Genomic DNA, 17,675 nt, shown 5'->3' on the forward strand with positions numbered 1-17,675 from the left:
GTTTCCTCGATTATCATTTGTTCGAGAAGCCTAGACGCTTCGCGCCCTGCGGTCATCAAATTGCCAGCGGGTCCCGAAGAGGTTCTTCGATGGAAACGGCTGCACTCGAGCCGCGAATGATCAACTCGGGCGCAAAGAGCGTGCGCTTGCCCGCCGGCGGGCGCTTGCTGTCGATCTCGTCGAGCAGGGCGCCGATTGCGAACTCCGCCATCGCCACGGCCGGTGTCGCGACGACCGTCATCTGCGGGCTCATGATCTCGGGCCAGTCGAAATCGCCGATGCCGACAAGTGACAGATCGCGCGGACAGGTTTTTCCGGCGGCCAGGAGGGCCCGCATAGCGCCGATCAGCATCAGGTTGCTGAGCGCGAAGATCGCTGTCGGCGGATCAGCGCGGGCCAGCAGCTTTTGCCCGGCCTCGAAGGCAAGCTGCTGAACGAAATCGGCGGCGATGATCAGGTCTTCGTCGAGGACGATGCCGTGCCGCTGCAGCGCTTCGATGCAGGCGGCGAGCCGCTCGTCATGGGTCGAGACACCCGGGCGGCCAGCGATGATGGCGATGCGCCGATGGCCGAGCTCGACCAGGTGATCGATGGCAAGGGCGCCCGCCTTGCGGTCGTCGAGCGTGATGACGTCGTAGGGTGTGCCTTCGACATTGGAGCCGAACAGGACCGTCGGCACATTGATCGCGGCCATCAGCCGTCGCCCATGCGCGGCGTCCGAGCGGGTCGATATCAGGATCATGCCGGCCACGCGCTGCATGCGCATCATCTGGAGGATCCGCATTTCGTGCTCGGGATCCTCGTCGGTATTGTAGACGAAGGTCATGTAGCCGGCCTTCATGCAGACCGTCTCGATGACCCTCGCCACCATCGAGAAGAACGGGTTGGTGATGTCGGGCAGGATCACCCCGATCAGCCGCGAATTGCCGCTTCGCAATGCCTTTGCGGCCCCGTGCGGCAGGTAGCCGATGGTGGCGATCGCCGCCTCGACGCGCGCGATGACATCCTCGCTCACCGGCGCCGACCGGTTGATAACCGCCGATACCGTGGAGATGGCGACTCCGGCCTTGATGGCGACGTCTTTGATGGTGGCCACGATTCCTCACTTGCCTTCCGCGCCTCGCAGTGTATGACTCGAAACGTTTCGTGCAAGCGCCATGACGCTGCCGGTTCGGCGAGGAGGCTGGACCGCGGCCTCTCTGTTCAGTTGTGCGCGAAACGTTTCGACCCACGATGGAACAGCCATCGGAGCCGGCCATGACGCCGGCGGCGGAGGGAGGAGAGGAACGTGCTGAAGAAACTTGCGAAACTCGCACTATCGGCTGCGATCGGCTTGGCCGCGATGTCCGCTGCCCATGCCCAGTCCGACGAGACGGCAACGCTGAAGCTGATGTCGTTCGGCGGCGAGGCACAGACGGCGGCGATCAAAAACGCCATTGCCCGCTTCAATCAAAAATATCCGAAGGTTTCAGTCGAACTGACGATGGATCCGATCTCGACCGGCTGGGGCGACTATGTCACCCGCGTCCTCAGCCAGTACAACGCCCGCAATGCCGCCGACGTCTACGGTACGGCGATCGAGACGTTCCGCACTTTCGAGACCAAGAAGCTCTTTATCCCGCTCGATGATTATATCGCCAAGAATCCGGGATATTCCGACTTCGCACCCAGCCTGTTCGAGCAGTCTTCCTATGAAGGCAAGACTTACTTCATTCCGATCGGCTGGAACAACATCATGATCAACTACAACCGCGCCTTGTTCAAGGAAGCGGGGGTTGATTATCCGAAGCCGGAATGGACCTGGGATCAGTTCCGCGAGACGGCCAAGAAGCTGACGAAGCGCGATACCGCCGGCAATGCGACGCAATTCGGGTATGAGGTGCCCAACCAGTTCTTCTTCGTCCAGCCTTGGTTCTTCTCGAATGGCACGTCGATCCTGACCAAGGATTGGTCGGGCTCGAACATGTTGGACCCGAAGGTCGCGGAATCGCTGCAGTTCCTGCATGACCTCATTCACGTCGACAAGGTTTCGCCGATCCCCGGCAAGGATACGATGGACAACCAGTTCAATGCCGGGCAGGTCGCCATGATCTCGCGCGGGCACTGGATTGTCGAAAACGCCAAGCGCGCCAAGCTCGACATGGACGTGACCTTCCCGCCGCAGAAGGAAACCGGCATTACCGTAATCGGCTTCGGCGGCTATGCGGTGTCGCGCACATCGAAGAACCCGGAACTCGCCAAGGCTCTCGTCACGGAACTGACCAGCTTCGAGACGCAGAAGGAAGAAGGCGAGGGCGGTGGCGGCGTCCCCGGACGCAAATCAGCAGCGGACACCGAGGCATTCCTCGCCTTCCCGCCGAGCGCAGCGCTCTACTATAAATCGCTGCCGAACACGTTGCCCGTGCCCTCACCGGCGAACTTCCAGGAAGTCGAGAAGATCTTCATCCGCAACTACCAGGCCATGATGGCGGACGAGATCTCGATCCCGGAAGGCGTGAAGAAGACGCATGAGGAACTCGAAGCCTCGTTCAAGCGCCTCTCCGCCAAAGGCGGCTGAGGACGCCGGCCGAGCCAATCTTCCCCCTCTCCCGCTTGCGGGAGAGGGCTTGGGCGAGGGCGCTCGCTAGCGGCGCCGTCGCCGGAAGCCAAATAAAACCCTGACCCTACGCTCCCGCGGGCGGGCGAGGGCTCTCGCCAGTGCGACGACAAAGACCGAGCACAATCGCCATCGATCAGGAACGGGACATGACCGCCATTGCCGCAAATCGACGGTCCGAACTCAAGCGGGCGCAGGCGCGGGCCGGCTATCTCTTCATTTTGCCGTCTTTCGCGCTCTATCTCACATTCGTGCTGGCCCCGGTTATCGTCACCTTTCTGCTCGCCTTCACCTATTATGATGCGATCGACGGCGCGAGCTTCGTCGGGCTCGACAATTTCAAGCGCTTCTTCACCGATGGCCGTTCGCTTGAAATCTTCTGGAATACGCTGCGGTTTGCCTTCTTCGCCGTGACCTTCAATGTTGGCGTCGGCCTGGCGCTGGCGCTCGCGCTCAACCGGGCCATGCCGGCCTTCCTGCTCTATTTCTTCCGCTTGGCCTTCTTCCTGCCCGTGATCATCGCCGCCGCTTTCGTGTCGATCGTCTGGGGCTACTTCTATGGCGATGATCTCGGCATCATCAATTACTACCTGATCCGCCTCGGGATCACGCCGGTTCGCTGGTTGACCTCGTCCTCGACCGCGATGATGTCGATCATCATCATGGATGTCTGGAAGAACACCGGGTTCTTCATGATCATCTTCATCGCCGCGCTGCAGGGCGTGCCGAAGACCATCATGGATGCGGCGATCATGGATGGCGCCTCCTATTGGCGGCGCTTCTCGCGGATCATCCTGCCGTGGATCTCGCCGGTCATCTTCTTCAACATCGTCTATGCCTCAATCGGCGCGATGCAGGTCTATGAATCCATCGTCATCCTGACCTCCGGTGGCCCCGGCGACTCGACGCGATCGATGTCGATCTACATCGTCGAGGAAGCGTTCGGCTCCTTCGAGATCGGCTACGCGGCCTCGGTCTCCGTCATCCTCACCGTCGTCATTCTCATTTTGACCTCGCTGCAGCTCATCGCGTCGCGGCGTTGGGTCAGTTACTAGGGGGCCGCCGATGCAGACCCGCTCGCGTCAGCAATGGACCGATCGCGCCATCATCGCCATCATGGCCGTGCTCGGCGTGTTCATGCTGCTGCCCTTCATGTGGCTGTTCTCGATGTCGTTCCGCCCGGTGGCGGACGCCTACAAGATGCCGCCGAGTTTCCTGCCGCCGACCTTTGACCTGACCAATTATCGGGCCGTGCTTGCCTCGGAAATCCCGTTCCTCCAGATCTATTGGAACTCGATCCAGATCGCGGTGCTGGTCACGGTCGGACAGCTCATTACCTGTACGCTCGCCGCCTTCGCCTTCGCGCGGCTTGAGTTTCCGGGGCGCGACAGCCTGTTCTTCATCATGCTGGTCGGGCTGATGTTCCCGGCGCAGGTGACGATCATCCCGATCTATCTCGGCTATGCCGAGGCGGGGCTGCTCAACCGGCCGATCGGGCTGGCGCTCATGTATCTGACCTCGAGCTTCGGCGTCTTTTTGGTCCGGCAGTTCATGCGTTCGCAGCCAAAGGCGCTGGAAGAGGCAGCGCTCATGGATGGCGCCGGCTATTTCAAGATCTTCTTCCGTATTTCTCTGCCGCAGTTGCGGCCGGCTCTGTCGGCGCTCGGCATCATCACCTTCACGCAGACCTGGAATTACTATTTCCAGGCGCGCGTCCTGCTTGAACCACAGGAATCGATGACCCTGCCGGTCGCCATGGACATGCTCCGCGGCTTCATGGGGCAGGGCAACCTCTCGATGGTCATGGCCGCGATGAGCATGGCCGTCCTGCCGGTGATCCTCATCTTCCTTCTTGCCCAGAAGCTGGTGATCGAGGGCGTGACGATGAGCGGCATCAAGAACTGACGCGGATAGCACCGCGCGATCTCTTCAAGGAACAGGAACCCAGGGAATGCTGAACGATCTCGCTTCGATCGACCCCCGCTTCGTCTATCGCGATGCGCGCCGCCGCTATGCCATCTTTCCGCTTGGCGGCATCGGCGCCGGCGGGTTTTCGATCACCGGCGCCGGCCGCATGGTGGATTGGTCGATTCGCAATCGCCCCGAGCTGCATCAGTTCAACGGCTACAGTCATTTCGCCATCAAGGCCGAACAGGACGGCAAGCTGCTGAAGGCGCTGGTGCTGAACGGGCCCTATGAGGGTACGCCGACCGGCTCGCCCTCGGTCCGCAAGTTCGACGGCTTCGGCTTCGGCGCCAACCGCGATTCCATGGCCGGCGTGCCGCATTTTGCCGACGTCACCATGGTCGGCCGTTTCCCGGTCGCCGAATTCGCGTTTCATGACGAGCGCTTCCCCGGCGACGTGCGCATGCAGGCGCTGTCGCCCTTCATTCCGCACAATGACAGGGATTCATCGCTTCCCGTCGCGATGTTCGCCTTCGAAGTCGAGAACACGACGGCCGCGCCGATCGACTACACGATTGCGGGAACGCTGGGGAATTTCGGCTGCGACAGCGGTATTCATCGCTTCGTGCAGGCGGGCGGCACTTCGGCGTTGCATCTCACCTCGGCCGACGAGGATCGCGCCGCCGACCAGCGCGGCGATCTCGCCATCATGACCGACGCCGAGGATGTCGAGCATGTCGACTATCATTTCCGCGGCCAGTGGTTCGACAGCCTCAGCCTTTACTGGCGCGAATTCGCGCGCGCGGGACGGATGCCGGAGCGGCACTATGACAAGCCGCGCGAGGTGAAGAACATGTTCGCGCAGCCCGAGCACGGCACGCTCGCGGCGCGGATCACCGTGGCGCCAGGCGAGAAGCGCACCATCCGCTTCGCCATCGCCTGGAACTATCCCCTCGGCAGCATCTACTGGTATCGCCGCGACAAGCCCGACAGCCGCGCGACCGAGGGCTCCAAGCCGACCTGGAAGAACTTCTACGCCACGCAATGGGCGGATTCACTTGAAAGCGCTGGCGACGCCTTCGCGCGCTGGGACGAGCTGGCAGGCGCGACGCTGGCCTTTCGGGACGCGATCTTCGGCGCGGCGCTGCCATCCGAGATCATCGATGCGGCGACCGGGACGATGGGCCTGCTGCGCACCGCCACGGTCATCCGGCTTGAAGGCGGCGAACTCTGGGGCTGGGAGGGGCAGCACGAGCGCGAAGGCTCATGCGAAGGCTCCTGCACCCATGTCTGGAACTACCAGCAGGCGCTCGCCTCTCTCTTCCCGGCGCTGGAGCGCAGCCTCCGCGATACCGAGTGGCAATACAATCAGCTGCCGAATGGCGGCCTGACCTTCCGCCAGCGCCTGCCGCTCGGCTCGGGCTTCGATATCATCGGCCCCTGCGCCGACGGGCATTTCGGCGCGATCATCAAGACGTTCCGCGAATGGCGGCAGTCGGGCGACGATGCCTGGCTGGCGCAATGGTGGCCCAACATCCGCCGCGCGCTCGACTATGCCTGGTCGCCTGACAATCCCGATCTTTGGGACCCTGAAAAGACCGGCATTCTCTGGGGGCGCCAGCACCATACGCTCGACATGGAGCTGTTCGGGCCGAATTCGTGGCTGTCGTCGATCTATGTCGCGGCGCTGAAAGCGGCATCCGAAATGGCCACCGCCATGGGCGAGGCGGCGTTCGCGACCGAGCTTGGCGACATGGCGGCGAAGGGCGGCGCCTATATTGACCAGCATCTCTTCAACGGGCGCTGGTTCGCGCAGGGCCTCGATCTCTCCGACAGGGCCTTCATCCAGCGCTTCGACACCGGCCGGGCTGCCGGCGTGCTGGCCGACAGCTTCATGGACGCCTATTGGTCGGACGAATATTCCGAGATCAAATATCAGATCGGCCAAGGCTGCCTGACTGACCAGATCCTCGGCCAGTGGCATGCCGATATCGCCGGCATCGGCGACATCCTGGCGCCCGAGAAGGTCACCGCCGCGCTGAAATCGATCTTCGCCGAGAACAATCGCGCCTCGCTCGTCGATCACTTCAACCCCTGCCGCGTCTATGCCTATGAGAACGAGGGCGGCACGCTGCTCTGCTCCTATCCTGAAGGCACGCATGAGCCGGCCGTTCCCGCTCCCTATGCCGAGGAGGTGTGGACCGGCCTCGAATATACGGTGGCCTCGCACATGATCATGCGCGGGCTCGTCGAGGAGGGGCTGACCATCGTCCGCGCGGCGCGCGACCGTCACGACGGCTCCAATCGCAGCCCGTGGAATGAGATCGAATGCGGCAGCTATTATGCGCGCTCGCTGTCGAGCTATGCGCTGGTCAATGCCTGGAGCGGGCTGACCTTCGACCAGCGCAGCGGCACGATCGGCTTCGCGCCGAAGGGCGAAGCGCGCGGCACGCATTTCTGGTCGGCCGGGAAGGGCTGGGGCAAACTCGCCGTCGAAGGCGATAAGGCCACCCTCAGGGTTCTCGGCGGAGAACTCTCCGTTGGCCGCGTTGTGTTGCCTTTCCTTGCGGGTTCGGTGACCGTGAATGGCAAGGTCGCCATTCGCGAGGGCGAAGTGGTCGTGCTGCCGACCCCGGCCAGCCTCAAGGCCGGCGAGGCGCTCGTCATTCAGGCAGAAGGCTGAGAGGGCGGAGATGGCAAGGCTCGAACTCCAATCCGTCCGCAAGAGCTACCAGTCGGTCGAGGTGATCCACGGCATCGATCTAGCGGTCGAGGATGCATCCTTCACCGTCTTTGTCGGCCCCTCGGGCTGCGGAAAGTCGACGCTGCTGCGGATGATCGCCGGGCTCGAAGAGGTCACGTCGGGCGAGGTTCATCTCGCCGGCAGGCGGTGCGATCATCTGCTGCCTTCGGCGCGCGGCATGGCGATGGTGTTCCAGTCCTATGCGCTCTATCCGCATATGAGCGTCTACGAGAATCTCCGCTTCGGCCTCGTGAACCAGAAAACCCCGAAGCCGGAAATCGAGCGCCGCATCAATGAGGCGGCGGAAATCCTGCAGATCGGCCATCTGCTGCAGCGCCGCCCCTCTCAGCTTTCAGGCGGCCAGAGCCAGCGCGTTGCCATCGGCCGCGCCATCGTCAAGGAGCCGCAGGCGTTCCTGTTTGACGAGCCGCTCTCCAATCTCGATGCCGAGCTGCGCGTGAAGATGCGCAGCGAGATCGTGGCGCTTCACCGCCGGCTGAAATCGACCATGGTCTATGTGACGCACGATCAGGTCGAGGCCATGACCATGGCGGACAGGATCGTCGTGCTGCGCGACGGTATCGTCGAGCAGACCGGCGCGCCGATCGAACTCTACGCCCGGCCACGGAACCGCTTCGTCGCTGGCTTTCTCGGCGCCCCGCAAATGAATTTCCTCGCGGCCCGCGTCGATGCCGTGTCGGAGAACGGGCTCCGTCTCTCCGTCGATGAGGGCCGCGCAACGCTCCGCGCCGCAGTCGCAGGCCCGGGCGATCTCGTCGGCAAGACCGTGACAATCGGCGTTCGCCCTGAGCATCTGATCCATGCTGCTGATGGACCGCTGAAGTGTCAGCTGACGGCGCGCGAACTGCTAGGCGCCGAAACGATCCTCTTTTCTGCGCTGGGGTCCGGCGAGCGCGTCATCGCCTCGCTGCGCGGCATCCATGACATCGCCGAAGGTGCGGTCGTCGCCTATGACGCGGCGCCCGGCTATGTCCATGTCTTCGACGCGGACGGCACGGCGCTCGCGCCGCTGCGCTCCTGGCGCGAGGACTATGGAACCGCCGCCGGCCGAGCCTCGGCGGCGTAGCGATCGGCTTCCGGCGCGCTCACCGCGCCCAGATATCTGATTGCAGCAGGTAGTCGCGGGTCGAGCGGTCGAGCGGGTAGACCATCACGCCGTCGCGCCCGAACCACTTGTCGTGGATGTCCATGTAGCGGCCGCGGTAATCGGCGAGCCCATCTTCGAGATCGATGATGGTGTGATTGACGAAATCGCGCCAGGCGCTGTCGTTCTGCGGCAGCATGCAGGACATGGTTTCGTTGCCATACGGTGCCGAGCGCGGCAGCAGGACGACGCTGCGGTTCGGCTCGAACTTGCGGGAGAGGCCGAGCAGGACCACGCCGATATTGGCGACGCCCTGAACGTCGCCCTTGCCGAGCGCGATGAAGGCAGCATCCATCGACGGGAAGTTCTTGATGCGGACGCCCGGCAGCGCTTCCTGGAGGATCGTTGCCGTCGTGGTTCCCTCGGCGACGCCGATCAGCATGTCCTTCGGGTTGGGGACGGTGCGCAGCGTGTCGCGGAAGGTCAGGATGCGGGTGCCGTCGCGGAAGATCGGGATCGAAAAATCGACCTGTTTTTCGCGCGCCCAGGTCGGCGTCGTGATCTCGCAGACGATATCCAGCTTGCCATCGGCAACGAGTTGCACCCGATTGGCCGGCGTCACCACGGAAAGATCGACTTTGATCGGCTTTCCGATGGCTTTCTCGGCCGCAGCCCGGATTTCCTCGATGAGATCGACTGAGAAGCCGACCGGCGTGCCGCTGCCATTGTCGAAGGCGAAGGGTATGGCGTCGGCGCGGGTGCCCGCGCGGATGACGCCCGTCTCCGCGATGCGATCCAGCGTTCCGCCGCTCGCGGGAGTAAGGCCCACAAGGCTCATCATCAGCGCGAGTGCCAACGCGATCGTCGATTGCTTCGAGGCCACGCCGCAATGCTCCCTGTCGCTCTGGAGAAGGCTTTGGTGACGGGATAGCGTTTATCGTCGCTGCCGACAATCGGACGGTGCGTTGGGAAGGGCGGAAGTTCAATGGCGGATCGTGCTGCAGTGCGACGGGCAAGGCTATTGGGAGCTCTTGTCAGGATCCTGTTTGCAACGATCGTGGTCGTCGGCTTCGCCATGGCGGCACGTGCTGACAAGCTCGACGATATCGAGGCGCGCGGCAGTCTCATCGTCGGCGTCAAGACGGACTACGAACCGTTCGGCTTCCGCGACGCAGCGGGCGACACCGTCGGTTATGATGTCGACGTCGCTGCGGGCCTCGCCGAATCGCTTGGCGTCAAGCTCGTCCTGGTTCCGGTGACGAGCGCGAACCGGCTGCAGAAGCTCGTCGCGGGCGAGATCGACGCCGTCGTCGCGACGCTCGGCGATACGGTCGATCGTCGCCGCCTCGTGCGCATGATCGAGCCTGGCTATTATGGCGGCGGCGCCAGCGTGCTGTTGCCGGAGCAGAGCCCGATCAGGGCCTGGACCGATCTGCGAAACCGCTCGCTCTGCGCCGTGCAGGGCGCGTTGTGGAATCGCCTCGTCGCAACGCGGCTGAATGCGGGTATCGAAGCCTTTGGCAGCATTCGCGATGCCGAGCTCGCGCTCCGCGACGGGGCTTGCGATGGCTGGCTTTATGACGAAGCTGCGCTGCAGCGCCAGATCTCCAGCGGAGATTGGCCTGGCTACCGTCTGTTGCCACCCGATTTCGTGTCGCCCTGGGCCGTGGCAGTGGCGAGCGAGGGCCGCCTCGCGATCCGGCTCGACGACACGATCGCGACATGGCTGCGCGATGGCCACCTCGCCGCGCTCGAGGCCAAGTGGAAGCTGCCGCCCTCGGCCTATCTTCGCGACGCGGGCGCGCTTTGGTCGGCCCACGATGCCGATGGTCGTTTGACCTGCCGGCGGCAGGAGGATGGCAGCTGGACGCTTGCCTGCCGTAAGCTCGATCTGATCGAGGCGCAGGAGGTCGTGGGCCTCGCCGGCTTTACTCTCATGCTGCGCGATCGCTTCGGCATCGACGTGACACCATTTTACGACCGCTATCACCGCGCCGGACTGATCGAGGGGCTGCAGGTGACGCTCGCATTGGCCATTGCGGTGCTGGTCGGCAGCATCGGCATCGGGGCCGGCGGCGCGATCGTGCTGCGCCGGCGGGTTCCGCTGCTGACGCCGCTCCTGCATCTGATGCTGACATTGATGCGGATGACGCCGCCGCTACTGCAGCTCTACCTGGTCTTTTTCGGCATCGGCGGGCTGGTCGCGATCCACGGGCTGACGCTCTCGGCCTTCTGGAGTGCGGTTGCCGTCCTCTCCTTCTATGCCGGTGCCGCCAATGCTGCGGCCCTCGCCGAGGCCGCCGCAACGATCGGCGCCGCGCCACAACACCGGTTGAAACGAACCCTGCGGCTCGCGCACCCCGCCATCATGGGCAGCTCGATCAATGTGGTGAAGGCAACGGCCATGGCGAGCGCCATCGCGGTGCCCGAACTGGTCCATGCCAGCACGGCGATCGCCGCCGACTACGGCAACGGCCCCGTAATGATGAACATCCTGCTCGTCGTCTACGTCGTCATCGTCCTCGCCGTGGCGCATCTCTTCACGGTGTTCGAGCGCCGGGTGCTTGCGAAATGAACGCGCGAGAGATCCTGCCGATGCTGCTGACCTGGACGCCCTATCTCGGCGTCGGGTTCCTGATCAATATCGGCATTTCCCTGCTGACCATGGTGATCGGCACGGCGCTCGGCTTCCTGCTCGCCCGCGGGCGCCAGCGTAGTTCCGGCGTCGCGGCGTTCCTGACCGCGGCGGCGCGCGTGCCGCCGACTTTCGTGCTGATCTATTATCTCGCTTATGTCGTCCCGCCCGAGATTCCGCTCGGTGCCTTTTCGGTGCCGCTGCCGGACTGGCTCAAGGCGTCGCTGGCCCTTGCCGTCGCCGTCACCGGCTTCGTTTCCGACAATGCGCTCTCCGCGCTTCGACATCTCGAACGCGGCGAACGCGTGGAGGCGCTCTACTTCATCCCCGCCTGGACCACCTATCTTCTGATCATCATCATGGCATCGTCGACCGCATCGGTGATCGGCGTTCCGGAGATCGTGCAGCGGGCCAATACGGTGATCGCCGCCGTCGGCGATCCGCGCGCGATCCTCTGGATCTATCTTTATACGATGCTGTGGTTCCTCGTGCTGTGCTGGCCGTTGGCCCGGCTCATGGGCTATGCCAAGCTACGGCTCAGCCAGCGGGCCGGGACCGCAGCCGGAGCGCGGGTCGACCTCGGCGAACGGAGCGCGCTGGCCGAGGACAGCTTGCAGGCCCTGCCTGAAGGAGACGTATTCGTGAGCGGCCAATCGGTGCTGGATCTCACCTTCGACCTGCCGGTCTCGAACGATTCGATCGCGACGATCCAGTCGGGCGTCGAGGAGGCGGGTGAGGGCGTGCTCGATTCGGCGGCCGTGTTCCGCCTGTCGCTCGCTGTCGAGGAGCTGGTGACCAATGTCGTCAAATATGGCGGCGCTTCGGACGGGCGCCTGGCAGTCGCGATCTACCGCCGGCCGGACGAGGTGACCGTCGAACTCGGCTATGGCGGCGACGCCTTCGATCCATTTCGTGACGCACCCGAGCCCGATCTCGACGCCCCGCTGGAAACGCGGCCAGTCGGTGGCCTTGGCGTCCATCTCATCAGCAACATGATCGACCGGGCCTATTATCGCCGCCAGGGCGACCGCAACACGCTGCGTCTCGTCATGATGCGAAGCGGTACGACCGATGGCGGTATCGTGCCGTGACGTTGACCCGCCGTCTTATCATTCTCGTGGCGAGCTGCATCGCTTTCGCCATTCTCGTCGTGTCGCTCGTCTTCGGCATGCTCGGCCGCAATGCCCTCATCGAGCAGGCCGAGGGCCAGGCCCAGGTGGTGGCGCGCATCATTGCCGAGAGCGCGCGTCTCTCCGAGGTGGCGCTCGAGGAGGCGCAGGAGATCGTCACCGACGTCCTGACGACGCTGGCGCTGACGGCGGATCACGTCGGGCAGGTTTCGATCCCCGATGTCAGCGACCGCTTCGCCGAAATCGTCGCGCGCGGCAATCTCGATTCGATCTGGCTGGTCGACAGCGATCTGCACATCCTCGCAAGTTCGGTCGGCGATTACGGCTCGGTCATCAACGGCCAGACGCTGCCGGAGACGCTGTCGCGCGATGCGTTGCGCGGGCTGGTTTCAGGGCGCCGATACAGCGTGGATTTCGGCCCCGCCGTCGATGGCGTCCGTTATGTCGGCGTCCGCGCCGGGCCGGGCAGGGCGTTGATTGTCGGTCAGTCCGTTCGCGCGCTCGATGGCGTCCGTGCCGCCAATTCGGTGCCCGTGCTGATGCAGGCCATGCTCAATCGCAACGACATCATCTCGATCGAGGTGCTCGACGACCAGCAGAAATCGCTGGCACAGGTCGGCGCGGAGAAGACGCCGAAGGACCTCGTCGATCTGCCCGCCGAGACGATCTCGACCGGGGCGGCGACATCCGAGCTGAAGGGTCACCATCTCTGGGTTTCGGCGCCGATCAGGGACACGGCGGGCATCGTCATCGGAGCGGTGATGATCCAGATGTCGAACCAGCGCCTTGACGCGCTGCTCTCCGATCTTCTCATCTACGGCGTCGGTTCGGCTGCCCTCGTCTTCGCCGCCGGCGCCACCATCGCGTCGGTCTCGGCGCGGCGCATCGCTCGTCCCGTGCTCGCGATGACGACGGCGGCTCGCGAAATCGAGGCGCGGAGCTTCCACCCCGACAGCCTTGATCGGATGACCGGCCGGCAGGACGAGATCGGCACGCTCGCCCGCGTCTTCCAGGATATGGCCGTAAAGGTGCAGCGGCGCGAGGAAGATCTCGAGGCGGAGGTCAGGGCGAGAACACTGGAGCTCGAGCAGAAGAATGCGCTGCTCGAAGATTCGGCCCGCCGCGTCGAGGCGGAGCTGCAGGCCGCAAAGACCCTGCAGGCCGCGATGCTGCCCGAATCACTGCCGGTGAGCCAGGCCTATGCCGGCAAGGCGTCGATGGTGCCGGCGCGCGAGATGGGCGGCGATTTCTATGATTTCTTCCCGCTCGACGAACGGCGCCTCGGTCTCGTCATCGCCGACGTCTCGGGCAAGGGCGTGCCGGCGGCCTTCTTCATGGCGATCTCCCGCACCGTTCTCCAGGCGAGCGCCATGGATGGCGGCTCGCCCGGCGATTGTCTCGTACGGGCCAATGAGGTGCTGTGTGCCCGAAACCCGATGGAAATGTTCGTCACGGCCTTTTACGCCATCCTCGATATCGAGACCGGTGAGCTTGCCTATGCCAATGGCGGCCATAACCCGCCGCTTATCATTCGCCGTGCCGATGGCAGCGTTGCCGGGCTGCCGGGGACGGGCGGCATGGCGCTCGGCGTGATGCCGGACATGCCCTACGGCGACAAGCTCGCGCGTCTTGCCGCCGGTGACACGCTGTTCCTCTATACCGACGGCATCTCCGAGGCGATGGATAGCGCCGGGCGCGAATTCGGCGAAGCCCGCATCGAGGCGACGCTGCGCGATGCCGCCATGCGGCCCGTCGAAGCGGTGCTGTCGGCCGTCACGGGCGCGGTCTCGGCCTTCGTCGCCGGCGCCCCGCAATCGGATGACATCACCTGTCTCGTGGTGCGTTATCTCGGCCCACCCGTCGAGACGATCCTCTCTTAGTCGAGCGAAGGAGATCCGACATGGCCGATCAACCTGGCGATGGCCGCCTCACCGGAGGGTGCCAGTGCGGCGCGGTGCGTTTCGCCTGCGACACGCCGCCGAGCAATGTGCATGTCTGCCATTGCCGCATGTGCCAGAAGGCGGTCGGCGGTCCATTCGCGGTGATCTGCCCGGTACAGAAGTCGGACTTTCGCGTGACGCGCGGCGCGTTCTCCTGGTTTCGAAGCTCGGCGCTCGCTCGTCGCGGCTTCTGCAGCGCATGCGGCACGCCGATGATCTTCGACTATCCGGACTTCCCGGATATCGGCGTGATGGCCGGGGCCTTCGACCAACCTTCGCGCGTCCCGCCGGTCGTCCAGTATGGCAACGAAAGCCGCGTCGAATGGTTCTCCGAGCTCGTATCTCTGCCGGGCGATCGGCCGACCTATTCGCATGATCCCATGGGCTATCTCCCGCGGATCAAGGCGAGCAACCGTCAGCACCCCGATCATGACACGACGGATTGGCCGCCCAGCGGCCGCGACGAATCCTAAGTTTCAGCCCTCGGTCCGCTTCACGGCTTCCGCGCGCGAGGGCGCGACGTCGAGGATATTGAGGAAGCCGCTGATTTCGAACACGTCCTTGATGTTCGACTGGAAGCCGGTGAGCACGAGCTTGCGGCCGGCCTGCTTCATGCGCTTGGCGACGACCAGCACGATCCTGAGACCGGCGCTGGAAATATAGTCGAGCCGCTGGAAATCGATCACGACGCCGCCGCTGCCTTCCGAGAGATAGGAAAGAAGCTCGGCTTCGACCGTTGCCGCATTGGCGCTGTCGAGGCGGCCGAGGAGGTCGATGACCGAGGCAGTGCCAACGCTCTCGAACGTAACGTTCATCTCAACTCCAGTTTCTTGGTCGGGTTGCGCGCAATCCGTGATCAGGATGGCGCCCGGGGCAAAAATGACTTTGCAGGCCACCAGCGACCGGGCAATGTAGCGCGGGGCCGAGGCCGAGGCGAGGAACAGCATGCATCGATCGGATTGTCGCGGCAATGACCGCTGCGCAAGAGGCGGACAAGCCGAACGATGATTGCGTTGAAAATGCCACCGTCGCGGCCGCGACGGCGCCCGCATGAGCTTTCTTTCTCCGCCGACGAGAAGCCGCCGATTGCGACGGCGATCACGCTCGGGTTCCAGCATGCCGTGATGGCGCTCGGCTTGCTCGCCTACACGCTGGCGCTCGCCCGCTACGCCAATCTCTCTGTCGACCAGACGCGCAATCTTCTTGCCGTCACCATTATCGCCATGGCGATCGGCACGGCACTGCAGGCCTGGGGCGGTCGCCTCGGCTCAGGGTCGCTGATGATCCACATGCCCTCTGTGTTCATGGTGCCGCTGGCAGGACCGATCCTCGCCGTGACCGGCCCCGGCGGCATGGTGACGATGACCGTGGTCTCGGCAGTGGCAACACTGGCGATCGCGCCGCTCTTGCCGCGCCTTCGCGGCCTGTTCCCCCCGATCGTCGCTGGTCTCGTCGTGCTGATCGGCGGCATGTCGCTCGTGGGCGAGGCGGTCGAACACTCCTGGAGTCTCGGCCACGACTTCGTCATCGATATTCCGAGCCTCATCATGTCGTCGATCACGCTGGCGCTGATCGTCGGGCTCTCGGTATGGGGTAACCGGCGACTGAAGCTGCTGGCGCTTCTCATCGGCGTCGTCGCGGGCGTTGCCGCGGCCTTCTTCATGGGACGCCTTGAAGGCGGCGCGGTCTTGATGTCCGCAGCGCCGGTCGCGATGCCCGAGCTCGTGACACCGGTCGTCGACATTCCGGTCGGCCTGCTGCTTGGCCTCGCTTTCATCGCTATCCTGACCCAGATCGACACCGTCGGCAGCCTGATCCTGCTCGACAGGATGGACGATGCCGACTGGCGCCGTCCGGACATGAAACAGGCGAGCCGCGGCGTGCTCGGCGCCGGTATCGCCGATCTGATCGGCGGCGTGCTCGGGTCGATGCCGACCGCCACCTCCTCGGCCAATATCGGCCTTTGCCATGCGAGTGCCGTCACCAGCCGCACAGTCGGGCTCGCCACGGCGGCGATCCTGATGCTGGTCGCGTTCCTGCCGCAGGCGACCCTGGCGCTGACGCTGATCCCGACGCCGGTGATCGGCGCGATCGAGCTCTATGCGGCGGCCTTCCTGATGGCGGCGGGCATCGACCTCATTGCTTCGCGCGAACTCGATACGCGCGGCATCTTCATCGTCGGCATCTCGCTGCTTGGCGGTGTCACGGTGCTCCTGATGCCGGGCCTTGCCGAGCGGGCGCATCCGGCGCTGCGCCATCTCGTCGGTTCAGGCTTCATCGTCACTGGCGTCATCGCGATCGTGCTCAACCTCGTCTTCCGGCTCGGCATCCGACGCCAACTGGCGATCAAGCTCGCCGCCGACGGCCCGCCGGTGTCGATCCAGATTACCGATTTCATCGAGGAGGCCGGTGGTTCCTGGGCGGCACGGCGCGATGTCGTCCGCCGCGCCGCGCTCGCCGCTGTCGAAGCTGCTGAGGCGATCGACCAGGCCGGGGGCGACCGCCACGTTATCGGCATCGGCGGCAGCTTCGACGAGCTCAACCTCGATATCGAACTGGTCCATTCCGGCGCTCCGATGCCCGTTGGCGACGTCGCGGTGGCGGATCTGGAAAGCCTCCTCGATGGCGATGACGACTCGGCCATTGATGCGGCGATGTCGAGCATTTCGGGCACGCTGCTGCGCCGCCTCGCCGACCGTCTGTCGAGCCGGGCCGGGCCAGAGCCGGGGACCTCGATCCTCAGGCTGCATTTCGAACATTGACGTGACGTTTTGAGCCCGAAGCCCGGCGGACACCGGAAAGCCATGCCCGTGACTGTTTGCCCACCGGATGGCGCGCTCCCGCTCCCCGACATGGCGGAGAGCTACGACGCCTATTTCTCGTCGGGCCTTTACCAGAGGCGCTATCCGCGCCCGAACCGCCGCACGATGCGCTTCCTGCGCGCGGCGCTGCCGATCGGCGGGCGTCTGCTCGACTATGGCGCCGGCGAAGGGCGCTATTGTCTCGCGCTGGCGCGCGAGCGCGAGGCCGAGGTTGTCGCTGTCGATATCAGCCCGGTGGCGCGCAACCATTTGACCGCGACCGTGGCCGAAGCGGGCCTCGCTGGTCGGATCGCGGTCGTCGATGCCAGCGGCACCGAATATCGGCGTCTCGTCAACGGGTCGGGCCGGTTCGATGCGGTTCTGCTGGGCTTCGGCGTTCTCGGCCATGTCGCGGGTCGCGCAAACCGGCTGGCCCTTCTGAAGGACCTGCGCGGCAATCTCGCGCCAGGTGGCCGGCTCGTCCTCGGACTGCCGAATGTGCGGCGAAGGTTTCGTGCGGCACAGGCGGAAGCAGCCGTCTTTCCAGGCCTCGAACCCGGCGATATCCGCTATAATCGCGATGCGGGCAATGACACCATCGCGCTATTCTATCATCTCTATCGCCGCGAGGAGATCGTCGCCGAGCTTGCCGTGGCCGGCTTCGCGATCGAGCATCTGACCAGCGAGAGCGTGCTGCCCGAATATGCCGTGACGCATCGCGCGATCATCGGCTGGATCGACGACCGTCTCTCGGGCATTCTTCCGGTGGATTGGGGTTATGGATATCTCGTCGTGGCCGTTCCGCGGCGCTGAGCGCCGC

Annotated in this window: 14 protein-coding genes; 11 read left to right on the top strand and 3 right to left on the bottom strand. The window is 64.5% G+C overall.

Going from position 1 to position 17,675, the window contains the following annotated elements; genetic code table 11:
* Positions 1–55: 55 nt before the first annotated feature.
* Positions 56–1,096, bottom strand: a complete 1,041-nt coding sequence (locus LB518_RS18735) for a LacI family DNA-binding transcriptional regulator (RefSeq protein WP_224579310.1) — start codon at positions 1,094–1,096, stop codon at positions 56–58.
* Positions 1,097–1,288: 192 nt separating this feature from the next.
* Here LB518_RS18735 and LB518_RS18740 point away from each other — a divergent pair, with 192 nt between their 5' ends.
* From LB518_RS18740 to LB518_RS18760, 5 genes are all read left to right on the top strand, one after another.
* The gene (locus tag LB518_RS18740; RefSeq protein WP_224579311.1) at positions 1,289–2,557 is read left to right on the top strand and encodes an ABC transporter substrate-binding protein; all 1,269 of its coding nucleotides are present in this window, start codon (positions 1,289–1,291) and stop codon (positions 2,555–2,557) included.
* 188 nt (positions 2,558–2,745) lie between these two features.
* Positions 2,746–3,651, top strand: coding sequence for a carbohydrate ABC transporter permease (locus LB518_RS18745; protein ID WP_224579313.1), 906 nt, complete (start codon positions 2,746–2,748; stop codon positions 3,649–3,651).
* A 10-nt stretch (positions 3,652–3,661) separates the two neighbouring features.
* Positions 3,662–4,501 (top strand): carbohydrate ABC transporter permease, encoded by an 840-nt coding sequence (locus LB518_RS18750; RefSeq protein WP_224579315.1) that lies wholly within the window; start codon positions 3,662–3,664, stop codon positions 4,499–4,501.
* 46 nt (positions 4,502–4,547) lie between these two features.
* A complete protein-coding gene (locus tag LB518_RS18755) occupies positions 4,548–7,184 on the top strand; it encodes a GH116 family glycosyl-hydrolase (protein WP_224579317.1) in 2,637 nt (878 codons plus the stop codon).
* Between the two features lie 10 nt (positions 7,185–7,194).
* Positions 7,195–8,331, top strand: coding sequence for an ABC transporter ATP-binding protein (locus tag LB518_RS18760; protein ID WP_224579319.1), 1,137 nt, complete (start codon positions 7,195–7,197; stop codon positions 8,329–8,331).
* Between the two features lie 19 nt (positions 8,332–8,350).
* Here the strand turns inward: LB518_RS18760 and LB518_RS18765 are convergent, their stop codons facing one another.
* A complete protein-coding gene (locus LB518_RS18765; protein WP_224579321.1) occupies positions 8,351–9,232 on the bottom strand; it encodes an amino acid ABC transporter substrate-binding protein in 882 nt (293 codons plus the stop codon).
* 102 nt (positions 9,233–9,334) lie between these two features.
* Between LB518_RS18765 and LB518_RS18770 the strand changes: the two genes are divergently transcribed.
* Genes LB518_RS18770 through LB518_RS18785 form a run of 4 tightly spaced genes read left to right on the top strand, consistent with a single transcriptional unit; the run spans position 9,335 to position 14,527 of the window.
* The gene (locus tag LB518_RS18770) at positions 9,335–10,924 is read left to right on the top strand and encodes a transporter substrate-binding domain-containing protein (RefSeq protein WP_224579323.1); all 1,590 of its coding nucleotides are present in this window, start codon (positions 9,335–9,337) and stop codon (positions 10,922–10,924) included.
* On the top strand, positions 10,921–12,075 hold the full coding sequence (locus tag LB518_RS18775; RefSeq protein ID WP_224579325.1) for an ATP-binding protein: 1,155 nt from the start codon (positions 10,921–10,923) through the stop codon (positions 12,073–12,075). Before LB518_RS18770 ends, LB518_RS18775 begins: the two co-directional genes overlap by 4 nt.
* A 2-nt stretch (positions 12,076–12,077) precedes the next feature.
* Complete coding sequence (locus tag LB518_RS18780; protein WP_224579327.1) at positions 12,078–13,994, top strand: PP2C family protein-serine/threonine phosphatase; 1,917 nt, start codon at positions 12,078–12,080, stop codon at positions 13,992–13,994.
* 20 nt (positions 13,995–14,014) lie between these two features.
* Positions 14,015–14,527 (top strand): GFA family protein, encoded by a 513-nt coding sequence (locus LB518_RS18785; RefSeq protein WP_224579329.1) that lies wholly within the window; start codon positions 14,015–14,017, stop codon positions 14,525–14,527.
* 3 nt (positions 14,528–14,530) lie between these two features.
* Here the strand turns inward: LB518_RS18785 and LB518_RS18790 are convergent, their stop codons facing one another.
* A complete protein-coding gene (locus LB518_RS18790) occupies positions 14,531–14,869 on the bottom strand; it encodes an STAS domain-containing protein (protein WP_286198763.1) in 339 nt (112 codons plus the stop codon).
* Positions 14,870–15,058: 189 nt separating this feature from the next.
* On the opposite strand from LB518_RS18790, the gene LB518_RS18795 reads away from it, so the two are divergent.
* Together LB518_RS18795 and LB518_RS18800 are read left to right on the top strand one after the other, a co-directional pair.
* On the top strand, positions 15,059–16,816 hold the full coding sequence (locus LB518_RS18795) for a uracil-xanthine permease family protein (RefSeq protein ID WP_224579332.1): 1,758 nt from the start codon (positions 15,059–15,061) through the stop codon (positions 16,814–16,816).
* Between the two features lie 42 nt (positions 16,817–16,858).
* Positions 16,859–17,668, top strand: a complete 810-nt coding sequence (locus tag LB518_RS18800) for an SAM-dependent methyltransferase (RefSeq protein ID WP_224579334.1) — start codon at positions 16,859–16,861, stop codon at positions 17,666–17,668.
* Positions 17,669–17,675 lie beyond the last annotated feature (7 nt).

The sequence above is a fragment of the Mesorhizobium sp. BR1-1-16 genome, from assembly GCF_020165495.1.
Classification (GTDB): Bacteria; Pseudomonadota; Alphaproteobacteria; order Rhizobiales; family Kaistiaceae; genus Kaistia.

What these genes read in the sequence shown, in the direction of transcription:
- LB518_RS18800 (WP_224579334.1), top strand. Translation starts at nt 16,859, where the DNA reads ATGCCCGTGACTGTTTGCCCACCGGATGGCGCGCTCCCGCTCCCCGAC.
- LB518_RS18750 (WP_224579315.1), top strand. Translation starts at nt 3,662, where the DNA reads ATGCAGACCCGCTCGCGTCAGCAATGGACCGATCGCGCCATCATCGCC.
- LB518_RS18790 (WP_286198763.1), bottom strand. Translation starts at nt 14,869, where the DNA reads ATGAACGTTACGTTCGAGAGCGTTGGCACTGCCTCGGTCATCGACCTC.
- LB518_RS18745 (WP_224579313.1), top strand. Translation starts at nt 2,746, where the DNA reads ATGACCGCCATTGCCGCAAATCGACGGTCCGAACTCAAGCGGGCGCAG.
- LB518_RS18785 (WP_224579329.1), top strand. Translation starts at nt 14,015, where the DNA reads ATGGCCGATCAACCTGGCGATGGCCGCCTCACCGGAGGGTGCCAGTGC.
- LB518_RS18795 (WP_224579332.1), top strand. Translation starts at nt 15,059, where the DNA reads ATGATTGCGTTGAAAATGCCACCGTCGCGGCCGCGACGGCGCCCGCAT.
- LB518_RS18760 (WP_224579319.1), top strand. Translation starts at nt 7,195, where the DNA reads ATGGCAAGGCTCGAACTCCAATCCGTCCGCAAGAGCTACCAGTCGGTC.
- LB518_RS18775 (WP_224579325.1), top strand. Translation starts at nt 10,921, where the DNA reads ATGAACGCGCGAGAGATCCTGCCGATGCTGCTGACCTGGACGCCCTAT.
- LB518_RS18770 (WP_224579323.1), top strand. Translation starts at nt 9,335, where the DNA reads ATGGCGGATCGTGCTGCAGTGCGACGGGCAAGGCTATTGGGAGCTCTT.
- LB518_RS18755 (WP_224579317.1), top strand. Translation starts at nt 4,548, where the DNA reads ATGCTGAACGATCTCGCTTCGATCGACCCCCGCTTCGTCTATCGCGAT.